18 protein-coding genes and 1 other RNA gene are annotated in these 15,567 nt (G+C 64.0%); 4 read left to right on the forward strand and 15 right to left on the reverse strand.

The annotated features are described in order from the left end of the window. Positions 1 to 53 precede the first annotated feature (53 nt). Complete coding sequence (locus BLQ85_RS03060; protein ID WP_175456033.1) at positions 54 to 872, reverse strand: class I SAM-dependent methyltransferase; 819 nt, start codon at positions 870 to 872, stop codon at positions 54 to 56. Between the two features lie 31 nt (positions 873 to 903). On the opposite strand from BLQ85_RS03060, the gene gloB reads away from it, so the two are divergent. Then, on the forward strand, positions 904 to 1,674 hold the full coding sequence (gene gloB / locus BLQ85_RS03065; protein WP_074574682.1) for a hydroxyacylglutathione hydrolase: 771 nt from the start codon (positions 904 to 906) through the stop codon (positions 1,672 to 1,674). Next, complete coding sequence (locus BLQ85_RS03070) at positions 1,671 to 3,245, forward strand: transglycosylase SLT domain-containing protein (protein ID WP_083336714.1); 1,575 nt, start codon at positions 1,671 to 1,673, stop codon at positions 3,243 to 3,245. Before gloB ends, BLQ85_RS03070 begins: the two co-directional genes overlap by 4 nt. 25 nt (positions 3,246 to 3,270) lie before the next feature. On the opposite strand, the gene BLQ85_RS03075 is transcribed toward BLQ85_RS03070, so the two are convergent. The 8 genes from BLQ85_RS03075 to dnaX form a co-directional block, all read right to left on the reverse strand. Continuing rightward, complete coding sequence (locus BLQ85_RS03075; protein ID WP_007871478.1) at positions 3,271 to 3,423, reverse strand: DUF3096 domain-containing protein; 153 nt, start codon at positions 3,421 to 3,423, stop codon at positions 3,271 to 3,273. Between the two features lie 165 nt (positions 3,424 to 3,588). After that, on the reverse strand, positions 3,589 to 4,428 hold the full coding sequence (locus BLQ85_RS03080) for an ABC transporter permease (RefSeq protein WP_074574684.1): 840 nt from the start codon (positions 4,426 to 4,428) through the stop codon (positions 3,589 to 3,591). 2 nt (positions 4,429 to 4,430) lie between these two features. Beyond that, a complete protein-coding gene (locus tag BLQ85_RS03085; protein ID WP_074574685.1) occupies positions 4,431 to 5,258 on the reverse strand; it encodes an ABC transporter ATP-binding protein in 828 nt (275 codons plus the stop codon). 224 nt (positions 5,259 to 5,482) lie between these two features. After that, complete coding sequence (locus BLQ85_RS03090; protein WP_254779671.1) at positions 5,483 to 6,532, reverse strand: ABC transporter substrate-binding protein; 1,050 nt, start codon at positions 6,530 to 6,532, stop codon at positions 5,483 to 5,485. A gap of 138 nt (positions 6,533 to 6,670) precedes the next feature. After that, entirely contained in the window at positions 6,671 to 7,084 is a 414-nt protein-coding gene (locus BLQ85_RS03095; RefSeq protein ID WP_074574687.1) for an MAPEG family protein, read from the reverse strand. 44 nt (positions 7,085 to 7,128) lie between these two features. After that, positions 7,129 to 7,755, reverse strand: coding sequence for a recombination mediator RecR (gene recR / locus BLQ85_RS03100; RefSeq protein WP_074574689.1), 627 nt, complete (start codon positions 7,753 to 7,755; stop codon positions 7,129 to 7,131). Positions 7,756 to 7,872: 117 nt separating this feature from the next. Continuing rightward, the gene (locus BLQ85_RS03105) at positions 7,873 to 8,196 is read right to left on the reverse strand and encodes a YbaB/EbfC family nucleoid-associated protein (RefSeq protein ID WP_074574691.1); all 324 of its coding nucleotides are present in this window, start codon (positions 8,194 to 8,196) and stop codon (positions 7,873 to 7,875) included. A 72-nt stretch (positions 8,197 to 8,268) separates the two neighbouring features. After that, on the reverse strand, positions 8,269 to 10,125 hold the full coding sequence (dnaX, locus tag BLQ85_RS03110; RefSeq protein WP_074574693.1) for a DNA polymerase III subunit gamma/tau: 1,857 nt from the start codon (positions 10,123 to 10,125) through the stop codon (positions 8,269 to 8,271). A gap of 103 nt (positions 10,126 to 10,228) precedes the next feature. Here dnaX and ffs point away from each other — a divergent pair. Further along, an RNA gene (gene ffs, locus BLQ85_RS03115) (signal recognition particle sRNA small type) lies at positions 10,229 to 10,325 on the forward strand. A gap of 309 nt (positions 10,326 to 10,634) precedes the next feature. Here ffs and BLQ85_RS24095 read toward each other — a convergent pair. After that, positions 10,635 to 11,810, reverse strand: a complete 1,176-nt coding sequence (locus tag BLQ85_RS24095; RefSeq protein ID WP_139200870.1) for a hypothetical protein — start codon at positions 11,808 to 11,810, stop codon at positions 10,635 to 10,637. Between the two features lie 106 nt (positions 11,811 to 11,916). Next, the gene (locus BLQ85_RS03125) at positions 11,917 to 12,393 is read right to left on the reverse strand and encodes a low molecular weight protein-tyrosine-phosphatase (protein ID WP_074574697.1); all 477 of its coding nucleotides are present in this window, start codon (positions 12,391 to 12,393) and stop codon (positions 11,917 to 11,919) included. Positions 12,394 to 12,571: 178 nt separating this feature from the next. On the opposite strand from BLQ85_RS03125, the gene BLQ85_RS03130 reads away from it, so the two are divergent. After that, positions 12,572 to 12,844, forward strand: a complete 273-nt coding sequence (locus tag BLQ85_RS03130) for a hypothetical protein (protein ID WP_074574698.1) — start codon at positions 12,572 to 12,574, stop codon at positions 12,842 to 12,844. Here the strand turns inward: BLQ85_RS03130 and BLQ85_RS03135 are convergent. From BLQ85_RS03135 to BLQ85_RS03150, 4 genes are all read right to left on the reverse strand, one after another. Beyond that, entirely contained in the window at positions 12,830 to 13,366 is a 537-nt protein-coding gene (locus BLQ85_RS03135; RefSeq protein WP_074574700.1) for a hypothetical protein, read from the reverse strand. The two genes, BLQ85_RS03130 and BLQ85_RS03135, sit on opposite strands and share 15 nt — an antisense overlap. Positions 13,367 to 13,564: 198 nt before the next feature. Further along, the gene (locus BLQ85_RS03140) at positions 13,565 to 14,257 is read right to left on the reverse strand and encodes a Crp/Fnr family transcriptional regulator (RefSeq protein ID WP_074574702.1); all 693 of its coding nucleotides are present in this window, start codon (positions 14,255 to 14,257) and stop codon (positions 13,565 to 13,567) included. A gap of 148 nt (positions 14,258 to 14,405) precedes the next feature. Beyond that, on the reverse strand, positions 14,406 to 15,122 hold the full coding sequence (locus BLQ85_RS03145) for a Crp/Fnr family transcriptional regulator (RefSeq protein WP_074575140.1): 717 nt from the start codon (positions 15,120 to 15,122) through the stop codon (positions 14,406 to 14,408). Between the two features lie 150 nt (positions 15,123 to 15,272). Beyond that, positions 15,273 to 15,554: a hypothetical protein gene (locus tag BLQ85_RS03150; protein WP_074574703.1), complete on the reverse strand. Its 282-nt coding sequence runs from the start codon at positions 15,552 to 15,554 to the stop codon at positions 15,273 to 15,275. Positions 15,555 to 15,567: the final 13 nt, after the last annotated feature.

The raw sequence follows: 15,567 nt of genomic DNA on the forward strand, positions 1-15,567 counted from the left end.
AAACACCGGGCCCTACGGCACCCGGCAGTTGAAAGAAAGAAAAAAAGACCGGCTCAGGCCGGCGGCCGCAGCCGCACAGCCGGCTCCTTGTTGGCCACCGCGGCCGGCGCCGCGGCCGGGGCCTTGCGCGCCTTCCACGCGGGCTCCAGCAGCCGCACGCCACGCACACGCTTGATCGCCGCGAGAAAGTACACGGCGCCGAAGATAGGCCACCAGCGCGCGCCTGCCGCGTCCATCCATTCGAAGCGGTCCAGCCAGGCCTGGCTGGTCAGCGCCGGGCGGTAGCAACCGAAGCGCCCCGACTCTACCTCAAAGTCCAGCAGCCTGAGCCAGTCGCGCAGCCGCCAGTAGCCGATGAATTCTCCCGTCTTGGGCAGGAACAGGCTGTCGTAGCCCCAGCGCTGGTACAGGTGGCCGCGCCGCTGGCGCAGGCCCCAGAGGCTGGTGGGATTGAGCCCGCTGATGACCACGCGGCCCTCTGGCACCAGCACCCGGCTGACCTCGCGCAGGGTGGCATGCGGGTCTCGGCTGAGCTCCAGTGTGTGCGGCAGCACCACCAGGTCCAGGCTGCTTTCCGGAAACGGCAGCGCGCCCGAGTCGGTCAGCAAGGCCGCGCGCCGGGAACTTGCCGCAGGGGCGCCGGTCGCACCATCAGCGTGCGCGGGCAAGGAAGGCGCCGACTCTAATGCCAGCCATTTGTGCGGCATGCGGTTGGCCTGCAGCGCATCGAGTTCCGGCAGGCCCAGCTGCAGCGCGTGGTAGCCGAAGACGTCGCTGACGGCCTGGTCGAAATGCGCGCGCTCCCAGTCCAGCAGGTAAGCGCCAGGCGGCGTCGCCAGCCAGTCCGTCAAACCTATAATTTCAGAGCTCATCGAGATACCGCATGTTCATCGAAACCACCGCATGTATTTGATCCCCATCCCCGCCTTCAACGACAACTACCTCTGGTTGTTGCATGACGGCAAGCGCGCCCTGGTCGTGGACCCGGGAGATGCCGGGCCGGTGCAGCGCGCCCTGGATGAGCACGCATTGCAACTGGAGTCGATTCTAGTCACGCACCACCATGCGGACCACACGGGCGGTGTGGACGCCCTTCGCGAAGCCACGGGTGCCCAGGTCTGGGGCCCGGCCACCGAGCGCATTCCGCAGCCTTATACGCACCTCAAGGGCGGCGACACCGCGCGCGCCCTCGGGCTTGAATTCCAGGTGATTGACGTGCCGGGCCACACAGCGGGCCACATCGCTTATTACGCACCCGAGGTGAACGGCAAGCCCTTGCTGTTCTGCGGCGACACGCTGTTCTCGGGCGGCTGCGGGCGTTTGTTTGAAGGCACGCCCGCGCAAATGCTGGCCTCGCTCGACAAGCTCGCCGCCCTGCCCGGCAACACCGTGGTCTGCTGCACCCACGAATACACGCTGTCCAACCTGCGCTTTGCCATGGCCGTGGAGCCCGGCAACGCGGAACTGGCGGCCTACCAGGCGAAATGCATACGCCTGCGTGAGCAAGGACAACCGACCCTGCCGAGCTCGATCGAGCAGGAACTGCTGGTTAACCCCTTTTTACGAACCCGGCAAGCCACTATCATGCAGGCTGCCCGGCACTTTGATGCGTCGGCCCATGACGACACCACCGTATTTGCCGCCATCCGGCAGTGGAAAAACCAATTCAAATGACGCCACACCCCCGCACCACTGCAGTTGCCAGCCTTTCGAGCTTTTCCGGCCCTTCGAATCCTTTCTCCTCCTCACTTTTTCGCCTTGCTTCGCTGGCCTTGCTGCTGGCGGCATCGCTGCTCGCGGGCTGCGCCACGCAGGCGCCAGGCCTGCCCAGCGACCCGGTGCTGACCACCGGCGGCGCACCGGCCGCCAAGCCGCTGCTGCCCAGCGGCCCGCTGCAGGCCATCACGCCGGGCCAGGCCGGCTCGCGCCAGATCGCTTCGACCGAGCCGCCCAAGGAGCTCTGGGACCGCATACGCCGCGGCTTTGCCATGCCCGACCTGCAAAACGAGCTGGTGACCGACCGCGAGCAGTGGTATGCCAGCCGGCCCGACTACATCCAGCGCATGACCGAGCGTTCCAGTAAATACCTGTTCCACATTGTTGAGGAGCTCGAGCGCCGCCAGATGCCCACCGAGCTGGCCCTGCTGCCCTTCATCGAAAGCGCCTTCAACCCGCAGGCCGTCTCCAGCGCCAAGGCCGCCGGCATGTGGCAGTTCATGCCGGCCACCGGCAAGTATTTCGACCTCAAGCAAAACGCCTTCCGCGACGACCGCCGCGACGTGCTGGCCTCCACCCGCGCCGCGCTGGACTACCTGCAAAAACTCTACGGCATGTTCGGCGACTGGCACCTGGCGCTGGCCGCCTACAACTGGGGTGAAGGCAGCGTGGCCCGCGCCATCGCCAAAAACCAGCGGGCCGGCCTTGGCACCAGCTACGCCGACCTCAACATGCCGGCCGAAACCCGGCTCTATGTGCCCAAGCTGCAGGCCGTCAAGAACATCGTCGCCAACCCGCAGGCTTTCCGCACCGAGCTGCCGCTGATCGAGAACCATCCCTACTTCCAGCAGGTGCTGATCACGCGCGACATCGACGTGGCCCTGGCCGCGCGCCTGGCCGACGTCAAGATCGAGGACTTCAAGGCACTGAACCCTTCGGCGCACCGCCCCGTCATCATCGCCGCCGGCACGCCGCAAATCCTGCTGCCCTGGGACAACGCCACGGTGTTCCAGCGCAACTTCGAGGCCTACAGCCAGGGCCAGTACGCGAGCTGGACGGCCTGGACCGCGCCCAGCACCATGAGCCCGGGCGAGGCGGCGCGCCGCACCGGCATGAGCGAGACCGACCTGCGCGGCGTCAACAACATCCCGCCGCGCATGCTGATCAAGGCCGGCTCCACCCTGCTGGTGCCGCGCTCGGCCAAGGTTGAGACCGACGTCACCTCGCATGTGGCCGACACCGCCCAGGTGTCCTTCGCGCCCGAAGTCGTCACGCGCCGCACCACCGTGAAAGCCCGCAAGGGCGAATCGGTGGCAACCATCGCCAAGCGCTACGGCCTGAGCGCCGCCAATGTGGCCGAGTGGAACCATGTCAGCGCCTCCAGCGCCTTCAAGCTGGGCCACCCGGTGGTGGTCTTCCTGCCGGTCAAAAGCCATGCCGCCTCGGCCAGCCACGGCCGCGGCAAGGCCGGCGTCAAGGCCGTCAAGCGCGGCTCGGCCAAGCCTGTGGTGAAAGCCAAAAAGCGTTAAGGCGACGCCTTCACGCCCCGGGCGGCTAAAGCTTGAGCGTGCCCACGCCGAACAGGCCCACCAGGCCGATGACGATCAGGTAGATGGCCACGATGTAGTTGAGCAGGCGCGGAATGATCAGGATCAGGATGCCGGCGATCAGGGACATCAACGGCCCTATGCTGAGCGAGAGGTTCATGGCGTTTTCCTTGGAGTTTTGGATGCCGGCTTGCCCGCCGCCCCTGGCGCGGCGGCCAGGGCGTGGAACGGTGCAAGCCCGGTTTTGACTCTAGGGAAACGCCCCGCCCGGCGCTGTAGGACGGCAGGAAGAATTGCCGTGCACGGAAAGCCTTAGAAGCTGCTCCTAGAGCTTTTCCGTCTCGCCGCTGCGCGGCTGCCACTTCATGAGGCGCTTTTCGAGCCGGCCCACAATGCCGTCCAGCACCAGCGCAAAGGCCGTCAGCACCACAATGCCGGCGAACACGGTGTTGACGTCGAAGGTGCCCTCGGCCTGCAAAATCAGGTAGCCCACGCCACGCGCCGAGCCCAGGTATTCACCGACCACCGCGCCCACAAAGGCCAGGCCCACCGAGGTGTGCAGGCTGGAGAACACCCAGCTGGTGGCGCTGGGCAGGTAAACCGTGCGCAGCAGCTGGCGCTGGTTGGCGCCCAGCATGCGGGCATTGGCCAGCACCACCGGGCTGACCTCCTTCACGCCCTGGTAGACGTTGAAGAACACGATAAAGAACACCAGCGTGACGGCCAGCGCCACCTTGCTCCAGATGCCCAGGCCCAGCCACAGTGAAAAGATGGGCGCGAGGATCACGCGCGGCATCGAATTGGCGGCCTTGATGTAAGGGTCCAGGATGGCGCTGGCCGTGGGCGCCAGCGCCAGCCACAGGCCGCAGGCCAGGCCCAGCACCGTGCCTATGCCGAAGGCCAGCACCGTCTCCAGCAAGGTGGTGCCCAGGTGCAGGTAAATGTCGGCATTGCCGGACAGTCCTTCGGGAAACAGCGCACTGGGGCCGAAGCCGAAAGGCATGAACCAGCTCCAGACCCGGCCCGCCACCTTGATCGGTTCGCCCAGGAAAAACGCGGTCTTCTGGTTGCGCGAAGCGGCGTGCCAGACCAGCAGGATGACGACCAGCAAACCCACTTGCCAGGCGCGCAGGTTTTTTTCGGAAGGTTTCAGGGAAGACCACATACTCAGGCGGCCTTCTTCAATTGCTGCGCATAACCCTTGAGCACCTCGTCGCGCAACACATTCCAGATCTGCGTGTGCAGCTCGACAAAACGCGGGTGGTGGCGCACCTCCGCCACGTCGCGCGGGCGCGGCAGGTCTATCGCGAACTCGCCTATGGGATGCGTGCCCGGGCCGGCCGAGAGCACGACCACGCGGTCGCTCATGGCGATGGCTTCGTCAAGGTCATGGGTGATAAAAAGCACGGCCTTCTTTTTGGCGGCCCAGAGCGCCAGCACTTCGTTTTCCATGAGCTGGCGCGTCTGGATATCGAGCGCGCTAAAGGGCTCGTCCATCAGGATGATGTCCGGGTCCAGCGCCAGCACCTGGGCCAGCGCGGTGCGCTTGCGCATGCCGCCCGAAAGCTGGTGCGGGTAGCGGTCGCCGAACTCGGCCAGGCCCACACGCTCCAGCCAGCCCTGGGCCTGGCGGCGTGCCTCCGCATCCGGAACCCCGCGGTATTGCAGGCCCATCATCACATTGGCCAGCGCGCTGCGCCAGGGCATCAAGGCCTCGGTCTGGAACATATAACCGGCGCGGGTGTTGATGCCGGCCAGCGGCGCGCCAAAGACTTTGACCTCGCCCGACGAGGCCTGCAGCAGGCCGGCGCCTATATTGAGCAGCGTGGACTTGCCGCAGCCCGTGGGCCCCACGACCGAGACGAACTCACCTGCGTTGATGCGCAAGGTGGTGTTGCTGACGGCGGTATAACGCTGGGCCGCATCGTCGCGTGAGCGGAAGGTGCAGCTGATATCGATCAGCTCGAGGGCACAGGCGTTGTCGGGTTCGGGCATGGCGGGAGCTTACAGCAAGCTGCCTGCGCGGAGATAGGCCCCCACGCTTTTCACTTCGCCTTCGGCTTCGTGTAATGCGCTGCCCCCCCCCCAAGGGGGCGCTGCGCCTGCGGTCTGGCAAAGCCAGTCCCGCGGCCCCTGCTGGCAAAGACGGGCCCCAAACTTTTCGCTTCGTGTATTTTCGACATCAGCACGGGCGGCCTCGACCACCAGCAGGGGCGGGGCTAGGCTTTGAATCGCTCTTTGGCCCGTTTTGCAAACTCGTTGGTATAGGTCTTGGCGATGTCTATCTTGTCGGCCCTGATGCTGGGGTCAAAACTGGCCAGCGCCTTGAGCGCGGTGCGCGCGCCGTCGTCGGGAATGATGCCGTCCAGCGAGATCGACTCGCGCACCTTGTTGAAGGACGCCAGGTAGAGCGCGCGGTCGCCCAGCAAATAACTTTCGGGCACGGTCTTGATGATGTCGCCCGGCCCGGCGGTCTGCAGCCACTTGAGGCCATGCACGATGGCATTGGCCATGGCCTGGCAGGTGTTGGGATGCTTTTGCACAAACTCCAGCGGCGCATAGAGGCAGCCCGCCGGCATGGAGCCGCCGAACACCTCCGTCGTGCCCTTGAGGGTGCGCGTGTCGCTGATGATCTTGACCTCGCCTTTTTGCTCCAGCATGGTCATCACCGGGTCGGTGTTGCTCATGGCGTCAATCTGGCCCGAGCGCAGCGCGGTCAGCGCGCCGGCGGCCGTGCCCACGCCGATAAAACTCACGTCGCTGGGCTTGAGGCCGGCGCGCGAAAGCACCAGGTTGGCCATCATATTGGTCGACGAGCCCGGCGCCGACACGCCAATCTTCTTTCCCTTGAGGTCGGCCACGCTCTTGTAGTTGGGCATGTTTTTGGTCGAGATGCCGAAGGCGATCTGCGGCGCTCTGCCCTGCAGCACAAAGGCCTGGAACATCTGGTTCTTGGCCTGCAGGTTGATGGTGTGCTCAAACGCGCCCGAGCACACGTCGGCCGAGCCGCCGACCACGGCCTGCAGCGCGCGCGCGCCGCCCGCGAAATCGCTGATCTCTATGTCCAGGCCCTCGGCCTTGAAGTAGCCCAATTGTTCGGAAATCGTGAGCGGCAGGTAATAAAACGCGGCCTTGCCGCCGACGGCAATCGCGATCTTGCTTTTTTCGAGTTTGGGCTGGGCCCGCAGCGACGGGATGGCCAGCGTCGCCGCGGCCAGCGCGGCGCCGCCGGCAAAGCTGCGGCGCGAAATCAGGGGTGGGCGGTTCATGCAAAGCCTCTTTTCTTGTGGATGGCACAAGCTTATCGAGACGTAAAAAAGCCCGCATCGGTATCATCCCGTGCGGGTTTTTACCAAAAATACGGCGCTGTGGTTACTAAAGGTTACGGCACGCGCCGCGGCGCTGCTTCAACGGTAAGCCGAAAGAAGAATCAGGATGTTGACGAAGAGCGCGACGGCCCAGACTGCCGAGCGCGCCTTGGCCAGGTCGGCCACGTACATCATGATGTAGGCGATGCGCAGGAAGACGAACAGCAGCGCCATGATGTCCAGCCGCGTCTGCGCGGCCTGAAGTATGTGCGCGATGATGACGGCCGCGAAGAAAAACGGCAGCGCTTCAAACGTATTCTGCTGCGCCGCGTTGGCGCGGCCGCGCCAGTCGGTCTGCTTGGCCAGCCAGCCGCGCGGGTTGTGGTTGTCAAAGCCGCCGTCGCGCCGGGGCGTGCTCATCATGCCGTACTTGGCGAGCGCCGCGCAGGCGATCGGCAACAGCGCCGCGATCAGCACACACCAGTAGGCAATGGTGAAACGTGCGAATGTCATGTTGGGTTTCCTTCCGTATGTTGTTGTGTTGTCGCGGGCGCCCCTCAGCGCCTGTCCACCAGCGCATGGGCAATCGTGCCCAGGTCCACGTATTCAAGTTCGCTGCCCACCGGCACGCCGCGCGCCAGGCGCGTGACCTGCACGCCGCGGCTTTTGAGCGCCTGGGCGATCACATGCGCCGTGGCCTCGCCCTCGGCCGTGAAGTTGGTCGCCAGGATCACCTCCTGCACCTCGCGTGAGGCCGGTGGCAACGCCTCGCCGCGCGCGTCCTTGGGCACCACGCGGTCGAACAGCTTTTGCAGGCCTATGTCATTCGGGCCTATGCCGTCCAGCGGGCTCAGCTTGCCCATGAGCACAAAGTACAGGCCCTTGTAGGCCAGCGTGCGCTCCAGCGCCGCCTGGTCGGCCGGGGTCTCGACCACGCAGAGCTTGCTGCGGTCGCGCTGCGGGTTCGCGCAGGTGCTGCAAAGCTCCTGCTCGGTCAGCGTGTTGCACAGGCTGCAGTGCCGCACGCTGCCCACCGCATGCTCGAGCGCGCGCGCGATCTGCAAGGCGCCCGGCTTGTCATGCTGCAACAGGTGAAAAGCCATGCGCGCGGCCGACTTGGCGCCCACGCCCGGCAGCTTGCGCAGCGCCTGGGTCAGGCCTTCAAGAGCATTGGAGTCAGCCATATATCAGCCCCCACGTTCGCTCACTGCGTGTAGCTCTCTGCCCCCTCAGGGGGCGCTGCGCCTGCGGTCTGGCAAAGCCAGTCCCGCGGCCCCTGCTTGCGAATGCGTAGACCAAAGTTAGAAGGGGAGTTTCATTCCAGATGGCAGGCCGGCCGTGAGCTTGCCCATTTTTTCCTGGCTGACTTCCTCGGCCTTGCGCACGGCGGCGTTAAAAGCCGCGGCCACCAGGTCTTCCAGCATGTCTTTGTCGTCGGCCAGCAGGCTGGGGTCGATCTCGATGCGCTTGACGTCGTGCTTGCAGGTCATGGTGACCTTCACCAGGCCGGCGCCGGCCTCGGCCGTCACTTCCACAAAAGCCAGTTCGTCCTGGGCTTTCTTGATGTTGTCCTGCATGGCCTGCGCCTGCTTCATGAGGCCTGCGAGTTGTCCTTTGTTAAACATGGGATCTTCCTTTTGAATCGTGAAACCGGGGAATGTCGGGTGTTGGAATGCGTGCTTACAAGCTGTCTTTGATCATATCGATTTAGCCGCCAGCGGCCGTATGCTGCCGGGGACAATTTTCGCTCCCCAGTCGCGCATCATGTCCTGCACCAGCGGGTCGTTCTGGATCATTTCTTCGGCCGCGCGCTGGCGCTCGGCGGCCGCGGCGCCATTGCGGCGCGCCGGGGTGTCGGTGACCGGGCCGACCTCCACCACGAGCTTGAGGGCCGGGTCGCCCACATGGGTTTGCAGCGCTACCTGCAGCTTTTCGCGCGCGGCCGCCTGGTTCAGCGATTCGCGCTCCACACGCAGCGTCCACAGGCTGCCGTCCTGGCTGCGCAGCTCCGACTGCAGGCCCAGCTCGCGCGTCAGCGCCGCCACGGCCTCGGCCGCGACCAGCTGGTTGACCGTCTGGCCCCAGGCTTCGCCCAGCGGCACGGGCACCAGCGGCGGCGGTGTGGTGGAAGGCGCGCTGGCCGGTGGGCGTGGCTGTGGCTGTGGCTGTGGCTGTGGCGGTGCAGCCTGCACCGGCGCAGGCTCGGGCATGGCCGGAGCGCTGGCGCTGAAATGGGGTGCGGGCTGCGCGCGCTCGGCTTGCGCGACGGGCGCTGGAGGCGCCACAGGCGGCCTTCTTTCGACAGCCGGCGCAACCGATGCGGCCGGCGCGGCGGCGGCAGCCACAGGCATGGGGGCCGGCGCGGGCGCTACGGCCCGCGTCAGCTCAGGCTGAGGCTTTTTTCCGGGCTCGGCGGCACCCCCCGCATGGCTGGGGGCGGCCGAAGCCGAGGGCTTGAAGGCCAGCAGGCGCAGCAGCACCATGGTCAGGCCCGCGTATTCGTCGGGCGCCAGGCCCAGCTCGCCGCGGCCGTGCAGGCACAGGCTGTAAAGCAACTGGGTTTCGTCGGCCGGCAGCACGCGCGCCAGCCGCGCTGTCTCGGCGATGTCCGGGTCGGCATCGTCGCCGCCCTCCCCCATCTCGGGCACGGCCTGCAGCACCGCCATGCGCTGCAGCACCGTCGTCATTTCTTCCAGCGTGGAGGCCGCACTCAGGCCGTTGAGCCGCAGCGCCTCCGAGGTTTCCACCACCGTCTTGCCGTCGCCGCGCGCCAGCGCGTCCAGCAGGCGGTAGACATAGCTGCGGTCCACACTGCCCAGCATGGTGCGCACGCTGGCTTCCTCGAGCGAGCCCGAGCCAAAGGCAATCGCCTGGTCGGTCAGCGACAGCGCATCGCGCATGGAACCGCGTGCCGCACGCGCCAAGAGGCGCAGGGCCTGCGGCTCGGCCGGCACGTTTTCCACGCCCAGCACCTGGGTCAAATGTTCGAGCACCGTCTCGGGCGCCATGGGCCGCAGGTTGAACTGCAGGCAGCGTGACAGCACCGTGGCCGGCACCTTCTGCGGGTCGGTCGTGGCCAGCACAAACTTCAGGTATTCGGGCGGCTCCTCCAGCGTCTTGAGCATGGCGTTGAAGGCCGTGTTCGTGAGCATGTGGACTTCGTCGATCATGAAGACCTTGAAGCGGCCCACCACGGGTTTGTAAACCGCCTGCTCCAGCAGCTGCGCGATTTCATCGACACCGCGGTTCGAGGCGGCGTCCAGCTCGGTGTAGTCCACAAAACGCCCGCTGTCGATGTCGGTGCAAGCCTGGCACACACCGCAGGGCGTGGCGGTAATGCCGCCCTGCCCGTCCGGGCCCAGGCAGTTCAGCGACTTGGCCAGGATGCGCGAAATCGTCGTCTTGCCCACACCCCGCGTGCCGGTAAACAGGTAAGCATGGTGCAAACGCTGCGTCGCCAGCGCATTGCCCAAAGCCTGCACCACATGCGACTGCCCCACCATTTCAGAGAAATTTTTGGGGCGGTATTTGCGGGCGAGAACGAGATAGGACATATCCAGGCATTCTAAATTGCCCACGGCAGTGTTTCGGGGGCATTTGCCGGACTATGTTCCCCAGGACACAAGGGTCATTCCCAAGTCCCTTACAATCGTGGGTGACGGGCCTTCCCGCATGGTGAAGCGGCCAACCGGGTCAGGTGGGGAACCAAGCAGCCCTAACTGTGGAGCCAGTGCCGGGGTCAAGGCTCGTCACCTTATTCAAACCGAAGCCAGTATCTAAGCGGCTCCCGGGCTCTCTAAAGTCCCGATTTCTTTGTTCTGTGTCAGTTTGATGTGTCACTTCTCAGCAAGTTGACTTGATCGAACGACGATGGCCAAGCTACCAGGGCTTTTTAAACGTGATGGCATAGGGCCAAGATGATGGGTCACTTTTGCCCAGAACGGACATGAGTCAGCTCTGCCCAAGCTGGACCATAGCCAGTTCGCTCTATCGCTGACCATCCCGGGTACAGCAATTCGTTGAGATTGGAGTGATGTTGCGCTAGCAGTTGAAATAATTCACATTATTTTCTTTCGGCGGAACATAAATCGATTACCAATATCCGAGGCGAGGGGCCTCCTCGAGCTGACGGATCCCCCTTCCGGTTGTAACTGGCAACCCTGCATCCGTCAGGAGAAATCTCAATCTCCGTGCCATTCCCTCCTTCATCAATACGCTGAAGGCCGGCAGGGGTTTCCAGATACATGCCTTGCTTTCGCCAGTAACCTGTATTCGCGTACACGGCCCACAAAACCCCTACTGCGACACCGTGGCTTAGAGCGGATCCGACGTTCCTCCTTCCCAAGGCTATTAGTAAAGGAGGAGGGGGGAGTAAAACACTTTTGCCCTTCGGATCAAGAATTCTTGTAGGCCCACTTAGGCTTGTTCCACTTTGGAAATACGTGTCACTCCAAGGCTGATATCGCACGTAGTTACGCAACGGCGGATCTCCATCTAATGGAGTGATTTTTCCCGAAGAATCGTGTAGCGCTATCGGCCGAACCCAGGCACCTCTTTCATCACGCCCGAGTGTCTCCCGCAAAAAACCATGCTGAGGAAGCAGGGGAATATCCCGATATCCCTTTGGATCGCGTGACAACGCATCGGGGCTGTAAAGATCGCTCCCATAGGGAGAAAACTCACAAAGATAAGTAGGAATGAAATGACCTTTCTTCCACTCAACCGAGGCCAGAGGCTGGTCCCACTCCCCTTTTTGCCAAACATCATCTGCTTCCCGCGGGCCTTGAATTTCGCCTCGGCTGGGTACGCGAATTATCAGTCTGCCTTGATGACTCAAACACTGAAGCTCGCCTCTATAAGGGCTAGGGTCTATTGAGACAGTATCTGTGTTGACCACGATAATTTGGGAGGTCTCATCAGATCGCGCCTTCCAACCCGGAATTTCCCGCACCGAGAGAACAAGGCGCCTGTTATCTAGCCATCGCATGGCGCTAATAGATGTTGGACGTATTCCATCGGGCATCCAACGCTTGGGATATTTATCCAACGCTTCGGTGAACTGGACACGCTCATCGGCGGTGAACTCAAACGGCTCAACCCATTTTCGTTGCGCTGTTTGCGCAAGAACCAGGCTGCTCAAGGTTAACCCTAGCAATCCAAAAATAGACGCGAAAGACATCCTGTACCTGTCACCCACCGTAATCCAAAGCTTCTTTGCAGGCTTAATGCTAAACATCATTTTTTATCTCTCCCTCATCCTAAGTCTGCACTTTAGCTCGAGACGGAGCATCGTCTATATAGAGTAGATGGTCAAAGTGCGGAAGACTGACGAGGGCTCTACCCCTCTACAGCCGCAACTCAACATACCGCATCAACCCCTCGCAGGCATCCTCCACGAGATCCAGCACCTGCTCAAAGTCATCCTTGCCACCATAGTAAGGATCAGGCACCACCGGGCTATCGTGCGTCAAACAGAACTCCGTGAGCCTGCGCACTTTGTGAAGATGCTCAGCGGGACACTCGTCCTGGACCAAAGCCAGGTTGTCCCAGTCCATGGCCAGAATCAAGTCGTGGCGCTCAAAATCCACGTTCGAGATCTGCCGGGCCCTCAAGCCTGAGAGGTCATAACCCCGCCTGGCCGCATGCGCCTGGGAGCGCTCATCGGGCGGGTTGCCGGGGTGGTAGTTGTGGGTGCTGGCCGAATCGACCTGCACTTGCTTGCCGAGGCCTCGCTCCATAACTTTGCGCTGGAACACGCCATGGGCCGTGGGGCTGCGGCAGATATTGCCCATGCAGACAAAGAGGACGGAATAGGGTTTCATCTGAGGAGTGTGGGCCGAAAACTGCCCCGCGAGGCCTGCCCTGCGGCCTTAATCTACCAGAGCGGTTTCGGGTTTTCCGCCCTGCCCCGCGTCCACCCGAGCCGCTGGGCCCACCGAAAGGGCCATAGTCACAGCCACCCCATGCGTATACAGTCCACTGAACGGAGACAACAATGCCATGCTGATGACCTGCATAGGGGGCCCGCTTCACGGGCTGCAAGTGGGACTTGCCGACAATGCCCGGGTGTATGAGGTGCAGGATGGCAAGCCGCGCGCGCGATATTTGCGGCAGGTGCCCTTGCAGCACTACGACCCGCAAACGGGCAACGTGGGCTCCACGGCCTTCTTTGCGCTAAGTTCGCTGAGCGGCATGGAGGTGACGGACCTGATCATCAGCCACCTGGAAAGCTTTCGACCCCGGTTGTTGCCGGTCGCGTCAAAGCCTGCCTGACGCACCCGCACCCGGCAAGAAAGACCCATCGAGCGCCGACGGCCGGCTGGCATGCATCCCCGGCACCGCTGCCGCGGGGTGGTCGCGTTCGGCGCGTTCCTGCATCAGCGCCAGGTGCAGCTGGTGCAAGGCGTCCACGCAATCCAGCACGATGGACTGGACCATTTCCGCGGGCTCGCCGGCCTGCGACCTGGGCGGGGCCGCGAGCTTTTCACCGACGCTGAGCATGAGCCTGACCATGACGGCGCGAAACAGCAGGTCCCAGTCGGTGATTGCGATGTCCAGTGGGTAGTCGGGCAGGCGCGCCTCGAACGGCCGCATGGGGCGCGAAGCAAGAGGGGCATCGTGGCCGCGCTCGCCGTCGCCCGCGGCCCAGTCGCGCAGGATGTCCAGCACAGCGGCGCTGGCGCCGGGCAACTCGCGCCGGGGCTCCTGGGTGAACTCGGCGGAATTCAGCATGGCCAGGGCCGAGCGTGCCAGCAGCTTGGGGTTGGGGGCTGGAGAGGAAGCAAGTCGGATCATGACAAACCTCGCGAAGCAGGGGTGCCGCATGGCGCCGCGGCAAGAGGCAGGCGATGCGACCGGTTGGGTTGGGTTGGGCTGGGCGATCACCTTTGTCCTTTGTAGGAGGTCTGAGGCTGCCCGTCGGTGCGCTGCCGCACATGCGGCGGTCAACATATTGAGGGCTGTGCCAGAAGGCGGCCTTTCTCAGTACAGGCGTCAGTGCAGCAGCTGGGCGTAAGTCTGACGGTCGGTCGCGTAGCAGCTGCAGGTCGCGGCTTCCAGGCCGGAACGGTCCAGCACCGTCACGTCGCCGCGGTGGTACTCGATGAGGCCGCCGCGCTGCAAGGCATTGGCGGCGGCCGTGATGCCGACGCGGCGCATGCCCAGCATATAGGCCAGGAATTCGTGCGTCACGTGGAAGTGGTCGGAATGCGCGCGGTCCTGGCTCATCAGCAACCAGCGGGCCAGGCGTTCGGTGGTCTGGTGAAAGCGCAGGCAGGCGGCCGAGGCGGCCTGCTGCGCCATCAGCACATAGAGGTAACGGTTCATGCCGCGCTGCAACGGCAGGCTGCGCGCCAGCTCGAGCCGGAAGGCCGGCGTGCCGATTCGCCAGGAGGCCCCGCCTCCCTGCACCACCGCATGCAGCGGCGCGGTGACGACACCCAGCGCGAGTTGCGCGCCCAGCATGCCTTCGCGGCCCACCATGCCGACTTCGACGCCGGGGCTGCCCTCGACCAGGGCCACCAGCGAGATGAAGCTGTCGACGGGGAAATAGACGTGGCGCGTGGGTTTGCCCGGCTCGCAGAGCACTTCGGCCAGCACGAGTTCTACCGGCTCGCAGACGGCCAGCAGGCGCAGGCGGTCCTTGCGGGGAAGGAGCTCGATGAGGTGGTTTTCGACAGGGGCCAAGATGGCTCTCCAGGGTAGGACGGCTCCCGGATGTGCCGGGTCATGGACAAGGCCGCGCTACTGTCGTCAGTTCAATTCGGTTCCCCAGTATGCACGATGCGCCGCACATCGCACCGTGTGCCAGCGCACACAGCCCCAAGCGGGCCGCCTAGACCGCGAGCTTGTCGGGCAGCAGCCGGTCGTATTCCTTCTTGACCACGGCATAACACTCGCAGGTGCGGCGCTCCAGGCCCGGCCGGTCCAGCACCGTGATGCGGCCGCGCGAATAGCGGATCAGCCCGAGGTTTTGCAGCTTGAGCGCGCCTTCGGTGACGCCCTCGCGGCGCACGCCCAGCATGTTGGCGATGAGCTCCTGTGTCATGACGAGTTCATTGCCCTGCAGGCGGTCAAGGCTCAGCAGCAGCCAGCGGCACAGCTGCTGGTCCAGCGAATGGTGGCGGTTGCACACGGCGGTCTGCGCCATTTGCGTGATCAAAGCCTGGGTGTAGCGCAGCAGCAGGTGCAGCACCGGCGCGCGCTTGAACTCTTCCTTGATCACGTCGGCCTTGAGGCGAAAACCCTGGCCGGCGCTTTGCACGACGGCGCGGCTGGTAGTGGATTCGCCGCCCATAAAGAGCGAGATGCCGACCACGCCTTCATGGCCGACCACCGCGATCTCGGCCGAGGCGCCGTTCTCCATCACATAGAGCAGGGAGACGATGGCCGTGGCGGGAAAGTACACATGGTCCAGCGTGCTGCCCGATTCGTAGAGCACCTGGCCCAGCGGCATGTCGACCCACTCCAGTTGCGGCGCCCAGCGCTGCCACTCTGCCTCCGGCAAGGCGGCCAGCAGCTGGTTTTTTTTGGGATCGGGGGAAAGGCTGATTGCGGACTCCGAAGCGGGCCTGGTTGCGAGCAGGCCTCTGGCAGAGGTCTCGCACCACCTTCGAAGTATAGGCAGTAAAGGTGTTCCGGTATGTACGCTAGCGCACAAACAAAGGAAAACCGGTTCCGGGCTTGCGGGAGGTATCCCGGCCTACCTGGCCGCCTCTTCAATCGCCTCAGTGGTCTGCAGCGCATGCTGGGCGATCTGCGCCGAGGCCAGGGCCAGCGAGGCCAGCGCATACGTGCCGCTGATGATGCCCTTGTAGGCGACTTCGGCCCCAATAGCGTCCTGGCCCAGGCCTTCGGTGGCGGCGATGATGCAGGCCTCGACGCTGTCCAGGCCGGCGTCGCCATAGAGGTCTTCGCCTTCGTAGCTCACGCGGTATTCAAACTCGTCCTGCATCATGGGTTCGATGTGGAAACGGACAATCATGGCTTCCCCTTCT

Source organism: Polaromonas sp. JS666 (assembly GCF_900103405.1).
Classification (GTDB): domain Bacteria; phylum Pseudomonadota; class Gammaproteobacteria; order Burkholderiales; family Burkholderiaceae_C; genus Polaromonas.